The organism is Bifidobacterium biavatii DSM 23969, assembly GCF_000741165.1.
GTDB classification, from domain to species: Bacteria; Actinomycetota; Actinomycetes; order Actinomycetales; family Bifidobacteriaceae; genus Bifidobacterium; species Bifidobacterium biavatii.
Window position 1 is genome coordinate 1 of record NZ_JGYN01000010.1, and the last position, 20,593, is coordinate 20,593.

Annotated in this window: 14 protein-coding genes and 1 pseudogene; 11 read left to right on the plus strand and 4 right to left on the minus strand. The window is 65.2% G+C overall.

The genetic code is table 11. The features are described from left to right. The 3 genes from BBIA_RS14400 to BBIA_RS04625 form a co-directional block, all read left to right on the plus strand. On the plus strand, positions 1–1,545 hold a 1,545-nt coding region (locus BBIA_RS14400), incomplete at its 5' end, for a sensor histidine kinase (protein ID WP_035138055.1). Positions 1,546–1,796: 251 nt separating this feature from the next. Beyond that, a complete protein-coding gene (locus tag BBIA_RS04620; protein ID WP_033495269.1) occupies positions 1,797–2,831 on the plus strand; it encodes a hypothetical protein in 1,035 nt (344 codons plus the stop codon). Next, positions 2,828–3,970 (plus strand): hypothetical protein, encoded by a 1,143-nt coding sequence (locus BBIA_RS04625; RefSeq protein WP_033495270.1) that lies wholly within the window; start codon positions 2,828–2,830, stop codon positions 3,968–3,970. The genes BBIA_RS04620 and BBIA_RS04625 overlap by 4 nt, the downstream gene beginning before the upstream one ends. 355 nt (positions 3,971–4,325) lie before the next feature. On the opposite strand, the gene xylA is transcribed toward BBIA_RS04625, so the two are convergent. Both xylA and BBIA_RS04635 read right to left on the minus strand, forming a co-directional pair. Beyond that, positions 4,326–5,672, minus strand: coding sequence for a xylose isomerase (xylA, locus tag BBIA_RS04630; RefSeq protein ID WP_033495271.1), 1,347 nt, complete (start codon positions 5,670–5,672; stop codon positions 4,326–4,328). Between the two features lie 501 nt (positions 5,673–6,173). Continuing rightward, entirely contained in the window at positions 6,174–7,409 is a 1,236-nt protein-coding gene (locus BBIA_RS04635) for an ROK family protein (RefSeq protein WP_033495272.1), read from the minus strand. 202 nt (positions 7,410–7,611) lie between these two features. Between BBIA_RS04635 and BBIA_RS04640 the strand changes: the two genes are divergently transcribed. The 6 genes and pseudogenes from BBIA_RS04640 (at position 7,612) to BBIA_RS04660 (ending at position 14,207) form a co-directional block, all read left to right on the plus strand. Continuing rightward, positions 7,612–8,523 carry a DMT family transporter gene (locus tag BBIA_RS04640; RefSeq protein ID WP_033495273.1) on the plus strand — a complete coding sequence of 304 codons (912 nt, stop codon included), beginning with the start codon at positions 7,612–7,614 and terminating at the stop codon, positions 8,521–8,523. Between the two features lie 211 nt (positions 8,524–8,734). Next, positions 8,735–10,282, plus strand: coding sequence for a glucose-6-phosphate dehydrogenase (gene zwf / locus BBIA_RS04645; RefSeq protein WP_033495275.1), 1,548 nt, complete (start codon positions 8,735–8,737; stop codon positions 10,280–10,282). Beyond that, positions 10,279–10,473, plus strand: a pseudogene (locus tag BBIA_RS15175) (glucose-6-phosphate dehydrogenase assembly protein OpcA); the annotation flags it as partial. The gene zwf and the pseudogene BBIA_RS15175, both read left to right, overlap by 4 nt. Further along, positions 10,462–11,259, plus strand: a complete 798-nt coding sequence (locus tag BBIA_RS04650; protein ID WP_420796682.1) for a glucose-6-phosphate dehydrogenase assembly protein OpcA — start codon at positions 10,462–10,464, stop codon at positions 11,257–11,259. The pseudogene BBIA_RS15175 and the gene BBIA_RS04650, both read left to right, overlap by 12 nt. Positions 11,260–11,545: 286 nt before the next feature. Further along, a complete protein-coding gene (gene pgl / locus BBIA_RS04655) occupies positions 11,546–12,346 on the plus strand; it encodes a 6-phosphogluconolactonase (protein ID WP_033495279.1) in 801 nt (266 codons plus the stop codon). 397 nt (positions 12,347–12,743) lie between these two features. Next, positions 12,744–14,207 (plus strand): glycosyl hydrolase family 28 protein, encoded by a 1,464-nt coding sequence (locus BBIA_RS04660; protein ID WP_051923784.1) that lies wholly within the window; start codon positions 12,744–12,746, stop codon positions 14,205–14,207. Between the two features lie 764 nt (positions 14,208–14,971). Here BBIA_RS04660 and gndA read toward each other — a convergent pair. After that, complete coding sequence (gndA, locus tag BBIA_RS04665; protein ID WP_035138065.1) at positions 14,972–16,420, minus strand: NADP-dependent phosphogluconate dehydrogenase; 1,449 nt, start codon at positions 16,418–16,420, stop codon at positions 14,972–14,974. A gap of 349 nt (positions 16,421–16,769) precedes the next feature. On the opposite strand from gndA, the gene BBIA_RS04670 reads away from it, so the two are divergent. Next, positions 16,770–17,837, plus strand: a complete 1,068-nt coding sequence (locus tag BBIA_RS04670; RefSeq protein ID WP_033495281.1) for a bile acid:sodium symporter family protein — start codon at positions 16,770–16,772, stop codon at positions 17,835–17,837. Positions 17,838–17,935: 98 nt separating this feature from the next. Here BBIA_RS04670 and BBIA_RS04675 read toward each other — a convergent pair whose 3' ends face one another. Beyond that, positions 17,936–19,102 (minus strand): pyridoxal phosphate-dependent aminotransferase, encoded by a 1,167-nt coding sequence (locus BBIA_RS04675; RefSeq protein WP_152600620.1) that lies wholly within the window; start codon positions 19,100–19,102, stop codon positions 17,936–17,938. 341 nt (positions 19,103–19,443) lie between these two features. On the opposite strand from BBIA_RS04675, the gene BBIA_RS04680 reads away from it, so the two are divergent. After that, positions 19,444–20,583: a Gfo/Idh/MocA family protein gene (locus BBIA_RS04680; RefSeq protein ID WP_051923785.1), complete on the plus strand. Its 1,140-nt coding sequence runs from the start codon at positions 19,444–19,446 to the stop codon at positions 20,581–20,583. Positions 20,584–20,593: the final 10 nt, after the last annotated feature.

Sequence of the window (20,593 nt, forward strand, 5' to 3'; positions counted from 1 at the left end):
CCGTCCGCCAACGAGCACGGCGGCAACGGCGTCGACCACAACACCGACGACATCGACCACAACACCGACGACATCGGCCGCAACGCCGCACACCAGGCCATGCCGCCGCACGCCGCGTCCGTCGCAGGCCGGCTCCTGCGCGTATTGCGCCAGCTGGCATCGCGGTATGACGAGCGCCGATGGACGACGGCGTTCGCCGCGCTGTTCGGCGCATACCTGCTGCTGGGGTCGATCGTGGGCCATATGGCCCGGTACGTGCCGATGACGTGGGGTTCGGCCGTGATCGCAGCGGTCTGCGTTGCGGCGTGTCTGCTGCTGCCCGCCCTGCCGACGGTCGGCGCGGGCGTGCTGGCGCTGGCGTGGTCGGCGACGCCGTTGGTCGGGACGATGGACGGCATGAACGGTCAGGCCGGCAATGCGATCGGCTGGAATACCGTGGCGATGATCGGCGCGAACGGCATCGTTGCAGGCAGCGGACCGATCGCCGCGATCATGTTGCCGCCGAATCTGGAGTATGCGGCGCTGTTCGCGGTCGGCGTGGCCGTGTTCCGCGTCGGGTTGCGCTGTCTGCCGGTCCCGGCGGCCGCCATCGTCGTCCATGCCTGCGGGTCGTTCGTCGTCAACGCCCGTGCGGGCATGTTCGCCGAACCGTACGCGGGCGTCGGCTTCGACGCGGTCGGAGAACTGACCTCGACGATCATCCGGTTCGCGGTGGCGGCCGTCGCCGGATACGCGCTGCGCGAGCAGATGCGGCGGCAGGCGACGGAATCGGCGCTGGAGCGCAATCGTTTGCTGTTGGAACGCAGCCGCATGCGCGAGACGATGGCGACCGGACTGCACGACGACGTGTCGAACAGGCTCGCGTTTCTGCTCATGGTCATGGACCGTCACACGGACAACGGCGAGCCGATCGGCGGCGACGAATTGCGGCTGATGCGGGACGCCGCGCAGGAAGCGTACGACACGACGCGCGGCATGATCCGCGAACTCGGACGGCCGACAACTCCGGCACGCCCTGCGCAAGAACTGCGGACGACAGAGAACATGACCGGCTATCGATGGATCGGCTTGATCGGCGATCGTTTGCGCGTGCACGACGCGCGGCTGTCGGAATCGGGATTCGACGGCGCCGGCCTGTCGCCGACGACCGAGACGGCGCCGCCGGCGGTCGCGCGGCCCGTATTGGCGGAAACGCTGGCGTTCATCGATGAATGCTATGCGAACATCGTCCGCCATGCCGACCCGAACAGCCCGTACATCGTCGCGGTCAACGCGACCGCCGCGCGCATCGTCGTCTCCTGCTCCGACACCGTCCGCACCGACTCTTCCGGAGAACCGACGCAACCGATCGCGGCGCACGGCGCAGCCGATCATCATGGCAACGCCCAGATCCCAAACAACGACGGCCGTCACAACTACGCCGGACACGATGGCACCGGACTGGCTCGCCATCGCGCGCTCATCGGACGCCTCGGCGGCTCGCTGACCGTCTCCGCCGACGGCGATGCGTGGCAGTGCGAGGCGATCATTCCCTACCGTGCGTGACAGGCCCCAATTCGTGACACGGTGCGTGACAGGGAGCGAACCGCGTCTCCCCTCTATGCACGCACAACCATTGAAAAATCAGTCTTTTTCATGAATCGCCGCCATCACATGCCGCTCCGTGTCACGCTCCCGCCGCACATGCGTCGTGCGGCGCGCGACGCGGGGTTGGGCGCGAAGGCGAAACGGCGCACACTGGAACCACCGGGGCATCGAGGACTTCCGGCACCGCCGACAAGCCGAAGGAGGCCATCATGAGGCGGCACGACATCAACGACGTGGCAGGCCGAACCGGGCAGGACCATTCCCCTGGTTCGCCTGGCGCATCCGATGGGTCCGGCGCGTCCGGCTCGCCCGATGCGTCCGGCATCGCGGCCCGTCGCACCTCGGGAGTTGCACGCGCTGTCACCATCGCGCTGATCGCGGCCGTGGCCGTGGCGCTGATCGCCGCGGCCGCGTACGGGTTCCACCGCGAGCGCCGCACGCGCATCACCATCATGGCATGGGGTTCCGCGGCACTGGCCGAACAGGTTGAGCGACTCGGCTCGGATTTCGCCAGCGCGAACAAATTGGACGACGATCAGGTGCGCGTCGTCCATCCCGAGGCCGGCATCACGGCGGAACAGTTGTCCGAGCGCATCGCGCAGGCGCAGCAACAGGGCGTCGTGGCGCTGATCGCCTCCGCCGCATCGTTCGACGACGCCACGGACGCCACGAGCTGCGACAGTCCCATCACCATGTATCCGGATGCGTCGGTGGGCGCTGATCCGGCGTTCAGCGACGCGTTCGCCGCAACCGTCCCCAACGCCGCATGGCGTTACTTCACCTGCGACGGCGACCATGTCAGCACGGTGCTCGACGGCACCACCGACGATCATCTCACGCGCCGATGCGAGCGCGACGACCAACGCGGGTCGACGATCTGCGCCACCGATCGCGGCAGCACCGAATACCGCCCGGCGGCGAGCGTCAAGGTGCTCGACGCCGACGCGGCCAAGCAGTGCGAGGCTACCGGCGAATGCGCGTGGGAGCAGACCGCCATGCTGCAACGGTATGCGTCCACGCAGCAGGGATTATTACTGAACCGTTCGCGCACGTGGATGCGACTGACCGGCGGCGCGGCAGGCACGGCAGACGCAACCGGCAGTACCACGAGCGCCGGCACCACTGCCGATTCCTCCACATCCGACGATCCTCTGATCGCCTTCTACCCCTACGATTCCGCCGGAGGCGCCCGATCCGCCACCGAACTCAATGATCAGTTCGCCCGTTTTCTGGAGTTCCGATGAACGACCCGCTGTATCAGCCGAGCGACCCGAATCAGGTGCTCGCCGCTCCCGCGACCTATGACATTCTCTTCAATCACGACAACGCCGTCGACGAAGCGCACGGCGGCCGTCCCCCGCGTCGCAACGCGCGTCGCCGCCGCATCCTCGGCTGGGTCGCGTTTGCGCTTGTGGCGCTGCTCATGGTCCTGTCCCTGCTGCGCATGGTCGTCTTCGCCGATCCGAAGCTCAGGATCACACTGGTCGACGCCGGCCAATACGCGACGGTCGTCTCCGACGTGACGCGCGATTTCGCCTACGAGCAACGCATGCATGCACGCGACATCCAGATACGCACGCTGTCGTCCGCCGACGGCGATCAGCTGCGCCGCGCATGGGCGTCGATGCGCGCCGACAATGTGCAGGACGTGATCGTTGCGCCGGCCGCCACGCTCGACCGGCTGGCCGAGGACGGCTATGTCACGCCGTTCTCGTCACTGGCTGAATTGCAGTATGCGCAGGGTTCGACCGCGATGACGACCGACGACGCGACGACATGGTACGACGATCAGTATGGATATCCGTCGAATACGGCCGCCTCGCAACCGTCCGCGATGCGCGGCACGTGGTACGAGCTGCCGATCGACGGCGCGGCCGGCCAGGCACCCGGCACTGCGGACGGCACTTGGGACTGCACACGTTCCGCCGCGTCCGAATCGAACGTCGCGCAGGTGACGTGCCGCGCGGTGGATGACGGCACGGACGCCGGACGTCAGCTGAGCATACGCACGTACGAGCCGGCGTCGATCGTCGTCGTGCCACGGTCCGACGACCATGCCGGCGACGGCACGGCGGACTCGGACAGCGGCACGGACAACGGCTCAAACGAGACAGACGGCGGTACGACGAACGGTTCGTGGACGCAGCGCGGCCCGATCATGATTCGTCAGACGAAGGTGTACGGTCTGCGTCTCGACACGTCCGCACGCTGGACCGCCGCGCGCGATCACGCCGGCGCGGCCGCCACGAACCGCGCGGCCTACGTGCTCGGTCTCGCCGAAGCCGATCCGGCCGCGCCGGTCAGCTATGCCGACAGCGACGGCGTGCTGTCGCAGACCGCCATCGATCTGATCGCCTACCTGCGCTTCCTTGAGCCGGCGTGACCGGCTACATCCAGCCGTTGCGGCGCAGGTGGCCGCGCAGGGCGACGCCGGAGAGGGAAAGTACGAAGGCGGTAAGGGCTGCGATGGTCATGTCGATCGGTCCTTTCGTGTGAAGTGGTGGACAACCCGACGGTTACGGATTGTAGGCGGGCGATGTTGCGGGCGATGGGCCCGCAGGCTTGTCGCATGTTACGGTATGCGCGCCCGCGGCGTCAAGAGTCGGGATGGTGATCTAGACGACGTTGTCCGGAACCGAAATAACGGAAATACGGAAAAGGCGTCTGACCGGAACGCTGCGAACGATTCGGAGCGTTTCGGTCAGACGCCGGTCAGACGCCGGTCAGACGCCGTGCAATCACGCCTCGGACAGCGCGTCGACGATGTAGTTGTTGATCGTCGCCTTGACGGACTCGAGGTGATCGGACTTGGTCGCGGCGATGAGCTCGGACTGCGGCTTGTCGATCGCGTACTCGGCGAGCGAGGCGAGCGTGGCGGTGCCGTTCTCGACGGTCGCGCCGATGCCGGAATCGTAGGAGCTGTAGCGTTCGGCCATGAGGTTCTGGATGAAGCCGTCGCGGTTCATCTTGTCGGCGACCAGCAGGCCGGCGGCGTAGGAGTCCATGCCGGCGATGTGCGAGCGGAACAGATCCTCCGCGTAGAAGGAGGTGCGGCGCGGCTTGGCGTCGAAGTTCAGTCCGCCGTGGGGGCCGATGGAGCCGGCCTGCAGGACCTCCCACATGACGGCGACGGTCTCGTACAGGTCGGTCGGGAACTCGTCCATGTCCCAGCCGATGAGCTTGTCGCCCTGGTTGGCGTCGAGCGAGCCGAGGAAGCCAGCCTCGCGGGCGACCCGGATCTCGTGCTGGTAGGTGTGGCCGGCCAGGTTGGCGTGGTTGCCTTCGAGGTTGAGCTTGAAGACGTCGGTCAGGTCGTGGCTGCGCAGGAACTCGATGGCGGTGGCCGCATCGAAGTCGTACTGGTGCAGCGTCGGCTCCTTCGGCTTCGGCTCGATGAGGAACTGGGCGTCGAAGCCGATCTCCTTGGCGTAGTCGGCGCACATGTGGAAGAACTTGGCGATGTGGTCCTGCTCGCGCTTCATCTCGGTGTTCCACAGGTTCTCGTAGCCTTCGCGGCCGCCCCAGAACACGTAGTTCTCGGCGCCGAGGCGCTTGCCGATCTCGAGGCTCTTCTTGAGCTGGCCGGCGGCGTAGGCGTAGATGTCGGCGAACGGCGATGTGGCGGCGCCGGACACGAAGCGCGGGTTGGTGAACAGCGAGGAGGTGTTCCACAGGAGCTTGACGCCGGTGGACTTCATGTTCTCCTCGATCTTATCGACGACCTTGTCGAGGTTGGCGTTGGTTTCGCGCAGGGTGTCGCCTTCCGGCGCGATGTCGCGGTCGTGGAAGCAGAAGTATTCGACGCCGAGCTTGTCGAACAGCTCGAACGCGTAGTCGACCTTGGCGAGCGCCTGATCCATCGGATCGGTGTACTTGTAGTACGGGCGGTGCGCGGTGCCGGTGCCGAACGGGTCGACGAGCTCCTGATTGAAGGTGTGCCACCAGGCGACGGCGAAGCGCAGCCAGTCCTTCATCTTCTTGCCGGCGACGACGCGGTCGGCGTCGTAGTAGTGGAAGGCAAGGCCCTCCTGCGGTCCCTTCGTGCGGCCGACGTATTCGATCTTGTCAACGTCCCACAGACCCATCGTGGTCTCCTTTGCTGATGTCCGCTCGCGCGGACGGTTAATATGCACATCGTTGTTCCGGCTTCGCGTTCTGTTGCGCCCTGCGCCCATCGCGTTCCGCCGGCTGACATCCACGATAATAAAACCATTTAACTATCTTTGTCAAATCACTAAACTTAATCGCGCGCAATACGGCGCGTCATCAATCATTCCAACGATTTTCAGCTCCATATCATCATGCAATGCACAGTGATCGCAAAACGATTCATCTCTTCACATTTTGACGTATATGAGCTGTGCGGCCCGAGGTATCGGAATCTCGCCGTCGCGCGATGCCGTGTTGTTAGCGACACTGGCGTGCCATGACGCTCCCCCAGTCGACTTGCGGTCGACAGCCCCCTCAGCCGAGGGGGCCGAGACTACCGCCAGCATCGCGATGCGTTAAACACATGCGGGCACGGCGGCGGAGAAGCCTCATCGCACGCCGGCTACGGCTCCCCCGCCGCCGCGCACGCGCACCGCCTAATCGGCCGTCATGAACCGCATCGGATCGTCGAACAGCCGGCGCAGGCCCATCACCGCCGCGCCGCGCATCGCCGGATGCTCGGTGACCGGCGGAAACATGAGCCGCACGCGCGTCGCGTCACGCGCAAGAATCTGCGACTGGACGCGACGTTCCAGATCGGCGAGCAGGCCGTCGCCGAACCCGCTCCACAGGCCGCCGAGCACGATGTTTTCCATGTCGATCATGTTCACCGTCGACGCGAGCGCCGCGGCCAACGCGGACAGCGCGCGCTCCACGGCAAGCGCCGCCTTCGTATCGCCGCCGCGCCACGCCGCATACAGGTCGGGCAGCAGCTCGGTGCTCGCAGCCGCCGAATCGTCGTCCTCCGCCAGCCCGGCCGCGACGGTCAGCGCACGGCGTCCTGCAATCGTTTCCAAACAACCGTGCCGGCCGCAGCGGCACAACGAACCGTGCAGGTCGACGCAGATGTGCCCGATCTCCCCCGCGAAGCCGTGATCGCCGCGCACGATCTGCCCTTCACGCACGTACGCGCCACCGATGCCGATGTCGGTGGACACGTACACGAACGAGTCGAGCGGGCCGATCGGCCAGTCGCGGTCGGCGCGCTGCGACGCGTAGCCGGGAATCTGCGCGATCGCGGCCAGCGTCGCCTCGTTGTCGGCGCTTGCGTCAAGCCGCGAGAAAACCGCGTACCGGTTCAGGTCGATGTCGCGCCAGCCGAAGTTGCGCGCGACGAGCAGACGGTCGCCGTTGGTCACCAAGCCCGGCAGCGCGAGCCGAGAGCCGGCGATGCGATAGCCGCGTTCGGCCAGGTCACGTTCGACCGGGCGCATCATGCCGTCGAGTTCGGCGAACGCCGCGTCCGGATCGACGTTGACCATCGTGCGTTCGTGCCAGTCGCTGCATACGATGTCTCCACTGACGTCGAGCACGACGTAGCCGATGCCGTCCGTGTTGATCTGCATGCCGACGCCGACCCAATGTCCCGGCGCGAACGCCAGCGGCGTGGCCGGACGACCGTACGTAGATTCGGTGGTCGGCGCGAGCTCGCGCAGCACGCCGTTCCTGAGCAGAATGTCCGTCAGCAGCGACATGGTCGCCTTCGTCAGCCCGATGCTCTTGGCGAGCGCCGCGCGGCTCATCGGCACGCGCGAACGGGCGATGGTCGACAGCACCACCGACATGTTGTGCGTGCGCAGATCGTCCTGTCCAATCCGTTTCGCTGCGGGCATCCTCGCTCCCCTCTCCGTCGTCTACGGACTTAGTCCAACGGTTTTCCTATGTCACTATAATGGCACGTCGGCGCGCACACGCTCGACCTGCCGCCACGCCGGGGCGCGGGGCGCGGGGCGAGCGGCTAAGCTGTTGTCGGTTTTCGTTTCGGGCCACGGAGCCGGAACGTCGGAACGTCGAATGAGAAGGAGCTCAGGGGCAATGCCGCGCAAGTTCACGCTGTCGCCCACCATTGGCAAGGTCATGCTGCTGGCATGCGCGATGCTGTGGGGAGGCAGCTATCCGACCGCGAAGGTCGCAATGAGCGTCGTCACACCGCAGTATCTCATGGCGATCCGCCTGCTCGCCGCGTCCGCGATCATGCTCGTCCTGTTCCGCAAGCAGATCGTGCCGTATCTCAACCGCCGCATCATCGTGCCCGGACTGCTTGTCGGCGCGACGTACTGGGGCACGATGGTCAGCCAGATGACCGGACTGACCATGATCGAGCCCGGCCGCAGCGCGTTCCTGACGGCCGCGTACTGCGTGATCGTGCCGTTCACGTCGTGGCTGCTCATGCACCAGCGGCCGACCGCGCGCAATCTCGTCGCCGCGGCGCTGTGCCTGACCGGTGTCGGCTTCGTGTCGCTCAGCTCGGGGCTCGGCGGGTTCTCGGTCAGCATCGGCGACCTGCTGACGCTGCTGTGCGCGTTCGTGTTCTCGTTCAATCTGGTCTGGCTCGGCAAGTTTGGCCAGACGATCCACCCGGTCGCGCTCACGTTCGCGCAGTTCGTGGTGGCCGGCGTCGCCTGCCTGATCGGCGGGATTCTGACCGAGCCGGCGCCGAGCGCGGCATGGCTGCAGCCGAACGTGCTTGCATGCCTCGTCTACCTGTTCTTCGGCGCGACGATGTGCGCGCAGATCATGCAGAACATCGGACTCAAGGTCACGCCGCCCTCGCAGGCGTCGATCATCATGTGCCTGGAGACGGTGTTCAGCCTGCTGTTTTCCGTGCTGTTCTACGGCGAGCGCGTGCAGGCGGCGGCCGGCGTGGGCTTCGCGCTGATCTTCTCGGCGATCCTGTTCTCGCAGATCCGGCTCAACGGGCGGATGCTGGAGCGACTGAGGCATTGATGCCAACTGTCAGCTGCGTCACAGTTCCCGGGATTGTCCGCGGATAATCCCGGGAACCGGACCACGTTCGTTCGCACATGTTCACCGTTGGAAACCCAAGGATCCGCGTTCGGGTAATGTTCAAAAATGTGCGCTTTCTGGTTCCCGGGATTTTCGACCGCAATCCCGGGAACCGAAAATCCCAAGCCCAAGGCGAAACCCAGCGTCTAGGATGGAAGCCATGAGTGAAACCACAACCTGGGTCAATCCCCTGCGCGACCCGCGCGACCTGCGCCTGCCGCGCATCGCCGGCCCGTGCAGCATCGTGATCTTCGGCGTGACCGGCGATCTGTCACGCAAGAAGCTGCTGCCCGCCATCTACGACCTCGCCAACCGCGGCCTGCTGCCGCCGAGCTTCGGCCTGACCGGCTTCGCGCGCCGCGACTGGACCGAGGACCATTTCAAGGATTTCGTGCGCGAGAACGTGATGGCGCACTGCCGCACCCCGTTCAAGGAGTCCACGTGGAAGCAGCTTGCCGCCGGCATCCGCTTCGTGCAGGGCACCTTTGAGGACAAGTCGGCGTTCGAGCGCCTGTCGAACACGGTTGCCGAGCTTGACCGCGACCGCGGCACGCGCGGTAACCATGCGTTCTACATGTCCGTGCCGCCGCGCGACTTCCCGATCGTCGCCCGCCAGCTCGCCGACTGCGGCCTGTCGCGTTCCACCGAGGGTGCGTGGCGCCGCGTGATCATCGAAAAGCCGTTCGGCCACGATCTGGCGAGCGCGAACGATCTCAACCGCGTCGTCTCCGAGGTGTTCGACCCGTCGAGCGTGTTCCGCATCGACCATTATCTCGGCAAGGAGACCGTGCAGAACATCATGGCGCTGCGTTTCGCGAACGCCATGTACGAGCCGATCTGGAACGCGAACTACGTCGACCACGTGCAGATCACCATGGCCGAGGACATCGGCGTGGCCGGACGAGCCGGCTACTACGACGGCATCGGCGCGGCGCGCGACGTGATCCAGAACCACCTGCTGCAGCTGCTCGCCCTGACCGCCATGGAGGAGCCGGTCTCGTTCGCAGCCTCCGACCTGATCGCCGAGAAGACGAAGGTGCTGTCCGCCGTGCGCATTCCGCGCGATCTGGCGGCGCACACGGCCCGCGGCCAGTACGCCGCCGGGTGGCAGGGCTCGCACGAGGTCGTCGGCTATCTGGACGAAAAGGGCATCGACCCGCAGTCCACGACCGAAACGTACGCGGCGATCCGGCTCGACGTGGACACGCGCCGCTGGGCCGGCGTACCGTTCTACCTGCGCACCGGCAAGCGCCTGGGCAAGCGCGTCACCGAAATCGCGGTCGTGTTCAAGCGCGCCCCGCATCTGCCGTTCGAATCGACGGCGACGCGTGAGCTCGGCAAGAACGCGATCGTGATCCGCGTGCAGCCCGACGAGGGCGTGACGATGCGGTTCGGCTCGAAGGTGCCGGGAGGCTCGTCCATGGAAGTGCGCGACGTGTCGATGGACTTCAGCTACGGCCGTTCGTTCACCGAAAGCTCGCCGGAAGCGTACGAGCGTCTGATTCTGGACGTGCTGCTCGGCGAGCCGCCGCTGTTCCCGACCACGCGCGAGGTGGAGCTGAGCTGGGAAATTCTCGACCCGATCGAGGAGTTCTGGTCGACGCTCGGCCAGCCGCAACCGTACCGTTCCGGCACGTGGGGGCCGGAGGAGGCCGATGAGATGCTCGCCCGCGACGGACGCCATTGGAGGATGCCATGATCATTGATATGCCGAATACCCGTACCCGCGAGATTTCGAGCAAGATCGACGAACTGCACGAGGAGCGCGGCGAGTCCGCGACCGGCCGCGTGCTCACGCTGCTGATCTGGACGAACGAGGACGAGCTGGAGCATGCGCTTGAGCTCGCGAACGCGGCCAGCCGCGAGCATCCGTGCCGCGTGATCGCGATCAGCCCGAAGCGTGGCGCGGCCGGCGCGCAAACGCACGCCGAGCCCGAAGACGATGCCGCGGCCGACGACGAAACGTCGAATCTGGACGCGCAGGTGCGTTTCGGCGCGGACGCCGGTGCGGGCGAGATCATCGTGCTGCATCCGCGCGGCGGACTCGTTCACCATCCGGACACGCTGGTGATTCCACTGCTCGTGCCGGACGCTCCGGTCGTGGCCTGGTGGCCGACCGAAGCGCCGTCCAACCCGTCGAAGGACCTGCTCGGCGCGATGGCCCGCAGCCGCATCACCGACGCGATGCGCTCGTCGAACCCGTACCGCACGATCAGCGATCTGCGCCGCAACTGGTCGCCGAAGAACGTGGACATGTCGTGGACACGCCTGACGGTGTGGCGCGCGATGCTGGCGACGATGCTCGACCAGCCGCCGCATCTGCCGATCAGCACCGTGCGCGTGACCGGCCCGAAGGGCTTCCTGCCGATGGATCTGCTCGCCGCGTGGCTGCGTCTGCGGCTCAACGTGCCGGTCGTGATCGAGGACGTGCCGGGCGCGACCGCCGTGACCGGCGTGTATCTGACCCGCGCCGACGGCGTGCTCAGTCTCGAACGCCCGGACGCGGACGAGGGCGTGGCCGTCATCAGTATGCCCGGCCAGTCGCCGCAGACCATCAGCGTGCCCGCGCGCACGCTCGAGGAGTGCCTGAGCGAGGAGCTGCGCCGCATGTACCCCGACGAGATCTACGCCGAGGTCATCACCCGCGGCTGGGATCTCATCCATCCCAACGACTGAAACAACTGAAACGGCTGAAACGACTGAAACGACCGACATCAGAATCGCGCTACGCATGATGCCAGCGGAACCTCGGCTCCCTCGGCTAGGCCGAGCCGTTAAGAAAACAGTCCAGTGGACTGTTTTTAGGCGAGGAGTGAGCGATAGCGAACCAGTAAACAGCCAGCCGTAAGGCTGTCCGTAATTGCAGGTCGCTGGCCGCCGCAGACGGACTGAGGGAGCGTCGCGAGCGCAGCGAGCCAACCGATCGCACCGGCCGCAGGCCGATTCCGAACAAAGGAACGTCATGACTGACCGCAAGACCATCATTTATCCGAATCCGACCGTGCTCGCGCAGGCCGTCGCCGCGCGCACGCTGCTGACCATCGGCGATCTGCTCGCCGAGCCGGGCCGCACGCGTGTCGACATCGCCGTGACCGGCGGCACCGACGGCAACCGCGTGTTCCACGAGCTGCTCGCCAGCCCGCTGTCCGAGGCGACCGATTGGTCGCGCGTGCACATCTGGTGGGGCGACGAACGCTTCGTCGCGGCCGACGACGACGATCGCAACGCCAAGCAGGCGCGCGGCGAATTCCTTGCGCGCATGATCGACGACGGCCTGCTGCCCGAGTCGAACATTCACGAAATGCCGGCCGACACGCGCACGCCCGACGAGATCGCCGCAGCGTCGCCCGAGGAAACCGACGCGGTGCTGGCTCGCGCCGCAGCCGACTACCAGCGCGAGCTTGAATCGGAGCTCGGCGACGATCCCGCGCTCGACATCGCGATGTTCGGCGTCGGCCCGGACGCGCACTTCGCGTCGCTGTTTCCGGGACTGTCGCAGGTGCTGATCGACGATCCGCACGTGCTTGTCGCCGGCGTGCGCGATTCGCCGAAGCCGCCGCCGCTGCGTCTGACGCTCACCGTGCCGATGATCGCGCGTTCGCGTCACACGTGGGTGTTCACGTCCGAGGCGCGCAAGGCCGAGGCCGTGGCGAAGGCGTTCGCCGAGCCGCGCAATCCGATGGCGCCGAGTTCGTTCGCCGACGGGCAGGAGCTGCTGTGGATGATCGACGAGGGCGCGGCAAGCAAGCTGCGCCGCGAGTAAGCCCGGCATTCCAATCGGGCACTCTCAACGCCTATCCTCCGACCATGTCATTTCGAAGGAGCGCAGCGAGTAGAGAAAACTTTTCCCGACCGTTCGCCCACCGGCATCCGATCGAAATGACATGATCCAGGCCGTTCATGACGAGTGGCGGTTTTCGCTCACTGAAACATGCTCAGTAAACGCAAACCGCCACTCGTCATATCGGCAGGCGTCAGGAGAGGCGGAGGACGCTCCGTCTGCAAACCGTGGCAACGTATGCCGAGCGGTTATGAGTCGGATCGTTATACTGTGAACCGTTATCGGCAACGGGTTCCGGCGACGATGCGGCGACCCAGCGGACAGGCATGCGCTGCGGATCGTTGGCTCGGGAGCATGGTCGAAAGGCGAAGGAGCAGCAATGGCAGCAGCAACGATCCCGTGGTTCGGCCACACCGTCACCGAAGACACGCTCACCGTGTTCTGGGAGCCGCCGACGGACGCCGATCCGCCGACCGAGTATGCGGTGACGCTCGACGGGGAACGTCTCGCCGTCGTCGAACACACGCACTGTATGTTCGACGATCTGACACCGGACAGCGCGCATCACGTTCGCGTTGACGCGACGGACGCGAACGGACATGTGATCGCCGGATTTGATCTGGACACGCGTACCTGGCCGCAGCGGACGATCATCGACGTGACGCGGCCGCCGTACAACGCGGCCGGCGACGGCACGACGATGGACACGCACGCGATCCAGCGGGCCATCGACGACTGCGGGCCGAATCAGGCCGTGCTGCTGCCCTCCGGCACGTTTCTGACGGGAGCACTGTTCCTGCACGACGACATGGAACTGCGCGTCGCCCCGGGCGCGACGCTGCAGGGCAGCGCGGACCCGGCGGACTATCTGCCGATGATCTCCAGCCGATTCGAGGGCATCGAACAGCAGTGCCACGCAAGCCTGATCAACATCGGCACGCTCGACCACACTGCCGGTCCCACCTGCCGCAACATAACCCTGCGCGGCGGCGGCGCGATCCTCGGCGGCGGCGTGACGCTCGCCAAAGCGCAGACGCGCAGCATACGAGACCGGCTCATCACCGAATCAGGCATCACGAACGCCGACGCCATCGACGACGCCGTCTTCCGTTCGCTCACGCAGCGGGCGTCGCGCACGCGCGGCCGGCTCGTCAACATCAGCAACGGCGCGAACGTGCTCATCGAAGACCTCACGCTCGGCTACGCAGCCGCATGGAACATCCACTTCATCTACTCCGAGCACGTGGTCACGCACCATTGCCGCATAAAGTCGATGGGCGTGTGGAACGGCGACGGCTGGGATCCGGACTCGTCCGAACACTGCACGATCTTCGACTGCGATTTCGTCACCGAAGACGACATGGTCGCGATCAAATCCGGCAAGAACCCGGAAGGCAACGTGATCAACCGGCCCACGCGCGACATCCACGTGTTCGACCTGCGCGCGGACGGCGGCCACGGCATCGCGATCGGCAGTGAGATGTCGGGCGGCGTGGAACACGTGCGCATCTGGGACTGCGACATGGGCAAGTCCAATCAGGGGCTGGAAATCAAGGCGTCCGCCAAGCGCGGCGGATTCGTGCGCGATGTGACGCTCAGCGACTGCATCGCCTCGCGCATCCTCGTGCACTCGTACGAATACCACAACAACGACGGCGAAGCGGCCCCGACTCTCCCCTACTACGAAAACATCCATTTCCGGCGCATCAGGCTGCTCGGACGGCATTACGTGTGGGATCACTGGGAGCCGTGCCCGCCGATCGAAATCAACGGATTCGACGACGAGAACCGCACGCTGCGCGACATCACCTTCGATCAGGTCAGCGTCGACGGGAGCCGATAGGGCGGGAATGTGTGGCGGCTTGAGGGAGACGACTTGCGTGGCGGCTTGAGGGCGACGGCTTGCGCATGACAATTTGCCGGTTATGCCCACATTGGCGGCATCGGCAGTCTTCCGTTGATTGGCTGCCGATGGACTGTGGGTACAGACGGGATATTTATTGTTGGAATTGTTATTGGATTACCGTTCCATGGCCCGATCACCGTTGATCGTGGGCACGGACCGTACATTTCCGGACATTATTCGTGGGTGCAAACCGTACATTTACATGACTGTGGGCATAGACGGTACATGAACAGGCCTATTTCCGCCTGTTCATGTACCGTCTATGCCCACGATCGTCGTTTATGCCCACGATGGGGACTCATCTGGGATCCTTCCGGAACCCATCTGGGATCCTTCCTCATCTGGGTTAGGCTCCCTTCTGATTCCCCAGAGAAAACAGTCCACCGGACTGTCCCCTCGTCCTGAAATCACAAAGTAATTTCAGGACGACCCGGCTCGCCTCCGGCCCTGCAATTACGGACTCGCGCTACGCGCGAGACTCAATGTTGCCTCGCGGCTGTCGCCGCTCGGCCGAATACTGGCCACAGCCCACCGGGCTGTGGCCTCGTCCTGAAATCACAGAGTGATTTCAGGACGACCGTCTTCAGCCCTGCAATCAAGGACCTCGCTCCGCTCGGACTCAATACTGCCTTCGCTCACCTATCGGCTCGCTCAGGCCGAGCCTAAGCACAGCCCACTGGGCTGTGCTTATCGTAAGGAAATCACAGAGTGATTTCCTTACGGCCCGGCTCGGCCCACAACGTATGGAACGTACCGGGCTCGTCGACGCGCTGGTAGGTGTGGGCTCCGAAGAAGTCGCGCTGGCCCTGGATGAGGGCGGCGGGCAGGCGCTTGGAACGCAGGCCGTCGAAGTAGGACAGCGAGGAGGAGAACACCGGCACCGGGATGCCGAAGGTGACCGCGCGGGCCACGACGCGACGCCACGAACGCTCGGCCGTCTCGATCGCATCCTTGAAGTACGGGGCGAACAGCAGGGAGACATCAGCCTCGCCGGACTCGAACGCGTCGGAGATACGGTTGAGGAACTTCGCGCGGATGATGCAGCCGCCGCGCCAAATGCGGGCCACGGCCGCCAGATCGATGTTCCAGTCGTATTCCTTCGCGGCGGCGGTGATCTCGTTGAAGCCCTGCGCGTAGGCGACGATCTTGGACGCGTACAGCGCCTCGCGAATGTCGTTGATGAACGCCTGACGCTCCTCGAGCGGCATTTCGACCGAACCGTTCGGACCCTCGAAGTTCTGACGCTGGGCCTCCTCGCGCAGCTCGCCCTGAGAGGACAGGCCACGGGAGAACACCGCCTCGCCGATGCCAGTGACCGGCACGGCCAGCTCGAGCGCCGTCTGCACGGTCCACGTGCCGGTGCCCTTCATGCCCGCGTGATCCACGATCACGTCCACGAGCGGCTTGCCGGTCTTCTTGTCGACCTCGTGCAGCACCTCGGAGGTGATCTCGATCAGGTAGGAGTCAAGCTCGGTCTTGTTCCACTCCTCGAACACGTCGCCGATCTCGCCCGGCTCCATGCCCAGGCCGCGGCGCATCAGATCGTAGCTTTCGGCGATCAGCTGCATGTCGGAGTATTCGATGCCGTTGTGCACCATCTTGACGAAGTGGCCGGCGCCGTCCGAGCCGATGTGCGTCACGCACGGCTCGCCCTCCGCCTTCGCGGAAATGGATTCGAGAATCGGCTTGAGGGTCTTCCAGGACTCCTCGGTGCCGCCGGGCATCATGGACGGTCCGAGCAGCGCGCCTTCCTCGCCGCCGGAGACGCCGCAGCCGACGAAGTGCAGGCCGCGGGCGCGGATCGCCTTCTCGCGCTTGATCGTGTCCTTGAAGTAGGAGTTGCCGGCGTCGACGATGATGTCGCCCGGCTCCATGAGATCGGCGAGATCGTTGATCATCTCGTCGGTCGGTGCACCGGCCTTGACCATGATGATCGCGGTGCGCGGCTTGCTCAGCGAGTCAACGAACTCCTGGAGCGTCTTAGCCGGGAAGAACTGGCCCTCGTCACCGTGCTCGGCGATGAGCTTCTCGGTACGCGAATAGTGGCGGTTGAACACGGCGACCTTGTTGCCGTGACGGGCGAGGTTGCGCGACAGGCTGGCGCCCATGGCGGCAAGGCCGACGACTCCGACGTTTGCTTCAGCGGACATAACATTCCTTCCGAATAATGGCATACATATCCGTCCCTCAGTCTATAACCTCTCCCTCCCCTACGCCACGGGCCATATCCGATACCGGAATCGACAAGCGATCAACGCGACAATCAACGTGACAGTCAACGCGACAATCGGCACGCGATCAACCCGGCGATCAACGTCCACGTTTCCGATCGTCGCAGACAACGTTAACGGTCACAACGTGAGACAACGCCGCGCGTATCCAGACAACGCTCCCTAGCATGTCGGGTAATCCGCAAAACGGAACGCAAGATTCTGGTCCGGGCCAAGCCCGCATCGGAACGGACAATACAAGACAACGCAAGCAAGAGAGAAGACTTCCGTGGAAAACGTGAAGAAATTCGCCGATTGGCTGACCAAGTGGTTCACGCTGATCGTGATCGTGTGGGCTATCTTCAACTATTTCGTGCCGCAGACCTCGATCTGGGGCAAGGCATACACCGGCTACCTGCTGGGCATCGTGCTGTTCGGCATGGGCCTGACGCTGACGCTTGACGACTTCAAGCGCATTCTCACTCAGCCGCTCATGGTCGTTGTCGGCACGGTCGCGCACTTTATTATCATGCCGCTCATCGCCGTGCTGCTGTGCTGGATCTTCCGTCTCGACGGCCCGCTGGCCGTGGGTGTGATCCTCGTCGGCTGCTGCCCGTCCGGCACGTCGTCGAACGTGATGAGCTACCTGTCGCGCGGCGACGTGGCGCTCGACGTGTCGATCGGCATCCTGTCGACCCTGTGCGCGCCGTTCATGATCCCGCTGCTCATGCAGTGGCTCGCCTCGCAGTACGTGGCCGTGCCGGTCGCCTCGCTGTTCCTGAACGCCGTCAAGGTCGTGCTCTTCCCGATCGCGCTCGGCGTGATCTGCCACATGATCTTCGGCAAGAAGATAGAAAAGGTGACGGTCGCGTTGCCGATCGTCTCCCAGGTCGCCATCCTGCTCATCATCGGCGTGGTCGTCGCGGCCAACGGCCCGAAGCTGTTCGTGGCCTCTTCGCTCATGGCCATCCCGGTCGTCATCCTGCACAACCTGTCCGGCTACGCGCTGGGCTTCGGCTTCTCCAAGCTCATGTACAAGGTGTATCCGAAGGGCTTCCGCTACGCGCAGCAGAAGGCCATCACCTTCGAGGTGGGCATGCAGGACTCCGCTCTGGGCGCGACCCTGGCGCTGACCTCCTTCGCGTCCAACCCGATCGCGGCCGTGCCGTCCACGTTCTTCTCCGTGTGGCACAACATCTCCGGCTCGATCCTTTCCAGCTGGTGGCGCAACCACGATGACCGCCACGAGATCCACTGGGATTCCGACAACGGCGAGAAGGGTTCCGCCAAGAACGCGGACGCGTCCAGCGAGCACGCGTTCGATGCCGACAAGAAGGCCAAGGCCGCGGCCAAGTGATCGGCTGATCTACGGTTCGCGAAAGGCCGTAACCAAGTCCATGTTTCCAGAGGACTCGGTTACGGCCTTTCGCATATACGGACTACACGTCGCGAGCGCTACAGCGTCTTGACGAACTCGCCCAGTCGGCGCAGGCCCTCGGCGAGCGCCTCGCGCGACGCCGCATACGAGAGGCGCACGTGCGTGTCGGCAGTGGCCGGGCCGAAGTCGCGTCCCGGCGTCAACGCCACGTGCGCCTCATTCAGCGCACGTTCGCAGAACGTCCACGCGTCCAGTCCGGTCGAAGAGACGTTGAAGTACGCGTAGAACGCGCCGTTCGGCTCCACTTCGAGCGGCAGGCCGATCGCACGCAAACCGTCGACCACGATGCGCCGGCGGGCGAGCAGTTCCTGCCGCCGCTCCTCGCACACGGCGAGGCTTTCGGGCGTGAAGCACGCGACGGCCGCGTGCTGGGTGGGCGTGTGCGCGCACAGGTAGAAGTTGGTGGCCAGATCGTCCACCGCCTCGATCGTGTATTCGGGGATCACCGCCCAGCCGAGTCGCCAGCCGGTCATGCCGAAGAACTTGGAAAAACTGTTGCATACGATCGCGTCCGGGTCGGCGAGCAGCACTGAGCGCACTTCGCTGCCGTCCGCCTCGCGGTCGGCCAGATCGAGGTACGTTTCGTCGACGATGCGCCACGCGCCGCGTTCGCGAGCCAAGTCGCACACAGCCTTGAGCGTATCGAATTCGATCGTCGTACCGGTCGGGTTCGACGGCGACGTGATCATCACGGCCTTGGTATGCTCGCTCCACGCGCCGTCGACCAGTTCGGGCGTCAGGTGGAAGCGGGTCGCCGCGCTGGTCGGCACGTCCACGACCGTGCCGCCGAACGAGCGCACCAGTTCGCGGTTGCACGGATACGACGGATCGGCGATGATCACCTCGTCGCCCGGGTCGACGGTGAGCGCGGTCGCGAGCAGCAGCGCGGCCGAACCGCCCGACGTGATCACGATGCGTTTCGGGTCGACGTCGACGCCGTGCTTGGTGCGATAGAAGTCGGCGATCGCACGGCGCAGTTCGGGCAGGCCGAACGCGGCGGTGTACGGCAGCGGGCGACCGTCGTACTGTTCGCGCATCGCCTCGCGTACGGCCGGCGGCGCGCCGAAATCGGGCTCGCCCAAGCTCAGCTTGACCACGTCGATGCCGCTCGCGATCATATTGTCGGCCTTCTCGCCGAACACCATCGCGCGGAACGGCTGCGCGTCGCGGGCGCGCAGCGACATTCTCGCCGTCATGCGCGCGGCCGTCGTGTTGGCCGTCGTCATATCAGTCATGCTCATCATCTTCCTTGCCGTCGCGAACGCAACGCACAGCGGTACCGTCGGTGGCCGTACCGGTACCGCTGTCAGTGCGGACGTTCGCAGTGTCCTTGTCCGCTCCCGATTCTACCGCCGGCAGTCCTTCCCACTCCCCCGCTGTTCCACCAATGTTCGATCAACACTCAACCCGCACCTAGCACATTTCGCACCGAACTCCAGCACGAAATTTAGAATGAGAGAGTTGTCATATCCGTTTTCGACCGTTGATTCGACTGTTGATTCGATCGACGATTCAAGGAGGAACTATGGGGAACGCAGGCAGGCTCAACGGCAGGCGCGCCGAAGCGCAGGAGCAGGGACTGAAGGTGAACGTGGCGATTCTCGGCGCGGGCCGGATCGCCATCCACATGGCCGAAACGCTCACGAAAATGGCGGCGGACGAACGCTACTCCGGCCTGATCGCCCCGTACGCGGTCGCCGCGCGCGACGCCGACCGTGCGGCCGCGTTCGCCGCGCAGCACGGGTTCCCCGTCTCGTACGGTTCGTACGAGGAGCTGCTGGCCGATCCGAACGTGGACCTGGTGTACATCGCCACGCCGCACAGCCTGCACGCCGAGCAGGGCATCGCGTGCCTTGAGGCGGGCAAGAACATTCTGGTCGAAAAGTCGTTCACGGCGAACGCCGCGCAGGCGCGCGACCTGCTCGCCGCGGCCGATCGCACCGGCCTGCTGTGCACGGAGGCGATCTGGACGCGCTACATGCCGTCGCGCGCGATGATCGACGAAATCGTCGCGTCCGGCCGCATCGGCGAAGTGCGCGCGATCAACGCGAACCTGTGCTATCCGGTCAGCGGCAAGGCGCGCATGACCGATCCGGCGCTGGCCGGCGGCGCGCTGCTTGACGTCGGCGTGTATCCGCTCAACTTTATCGACATGGTGATGGGCGGCCACGGCGAGACGCCGATCGCGCGCATCGACACGTCGATGATGCCGTACGCGACCGGCGTGGACGCGCAGAATTCGACGACGCTGTACTATGCCGGCGGTACGAACGATGGCGGTGCAAACGTCGGCGACGATGCTTCCGGCACGACCGGCGCAACCGACACGACCGGCACGCCCGGCGTCATGGCCACGGCCGTCTCGTCCATGCTGTGCGCGTCGGACCGCAACGGCGTGATCTGGGGCACGGACGGCTACATCGTGTGCCGCAACATCAACAACGTCGAGGCGATCGACGTGTACGGCGCGGACCATGCGCTCGCCGAACACATCGACGTGCCGGCGCAGCTGACCGGCTACGAGTACGAGGTCGCCGCGGCCGCGAACGCGATTCTGGACGGCCGCGGCGAATGCGCGGAAATGCCCCACGCGGACACGCTGCGCATCATGGAGCTCATGGACACGCTGCGCGACCGTTGGGGTCTGCGTTACCCGTTCGAGTGAGTTCAGACGA

What these genes read in the sequence shown, in the direction of transcription:
- BBIA_RS04620 (WP_033495269.1), top strand. Translation starts at nt 1,797, where the DNA reads ATGAGGCGGCACGACATCAACGACGTGGCAGGCCGAACCGGGCAGGAC.
- BBIA_RS04625 (WP_033495270.1), top strand. Translation starts at nt 2,828, where the DNA reads ATGAACGACCCGCTGTATCAGCCGAGCGACCCGAATCAGGTGCTCGCC.
- xylA (WP_033495271.1), bottom strand. Translation starts at nt 5,672, where the DNA reads ATGGGTCTGTGGGACGTTGACAAGATCGAATACGTCGGCCGCACGAAG.
- BBIA_RS04635 (WP_033495272.1), bottom strand. Translation starts at nt 7,409, where the DNA reads ATGCCCGCAGCGAAACGGATTGGACAGGACGATCTGCGCACGCACAAC.
- BBIA_RS04640 (WP_033495273.1), top strand. Translation starts at nt 7,612, where the DNA reads ATGCCGCGCAAGTTCACGCTGTCGCCCACCATTGGCAAGGTCATGCTG.
- zwf (WP_033495275.1), top strand. Translation starts at nt 8,735, where the DNA reads ATGGAAGCCATGAGTGAAACCACAACCTGGGTCAATCCCCTGCGCGAC.
- pgl (WP_033495279.1), top strand. Translation starts at nt 11,546, where the DNA reads ATGACTGACCGCAAGACCATCATTTATCCGAATCCGACCGTGCTCGCG.
- BBIA_RS04660 (WP_051923784.1), top strand. Translation starts at nt 12,744, where the DNA reads ATGGCAGCAGCAACGATCCCGTGGTTCGGCCACACCGTCACCGAAGAC.
- gndA (WP_035138065.1), bottom strand. Translation starts at nt 16,420, where the DNA reads ATGTCCGCTGAAGCAAACGTCGGAGTCGTCGGCCTTGCCGCCATGGGC.
- BBIA_RS04675 (WP_152600620.1), bottom strand. Translation starts at nt 19,102, where the DNA reads ATGTCGCTGCGCGCCCGCGACGCGCAGCCGTTCCGCGCGATGGTGTTC.
- BBIA_RS04680 (WP_051923785.1), top strand. Translation starts at nt 19,444, where the DNA reads ATGGGGAACGCAGGCAGGCTCAACGGCAGGCGCGCCGAAGCGCAGGAG.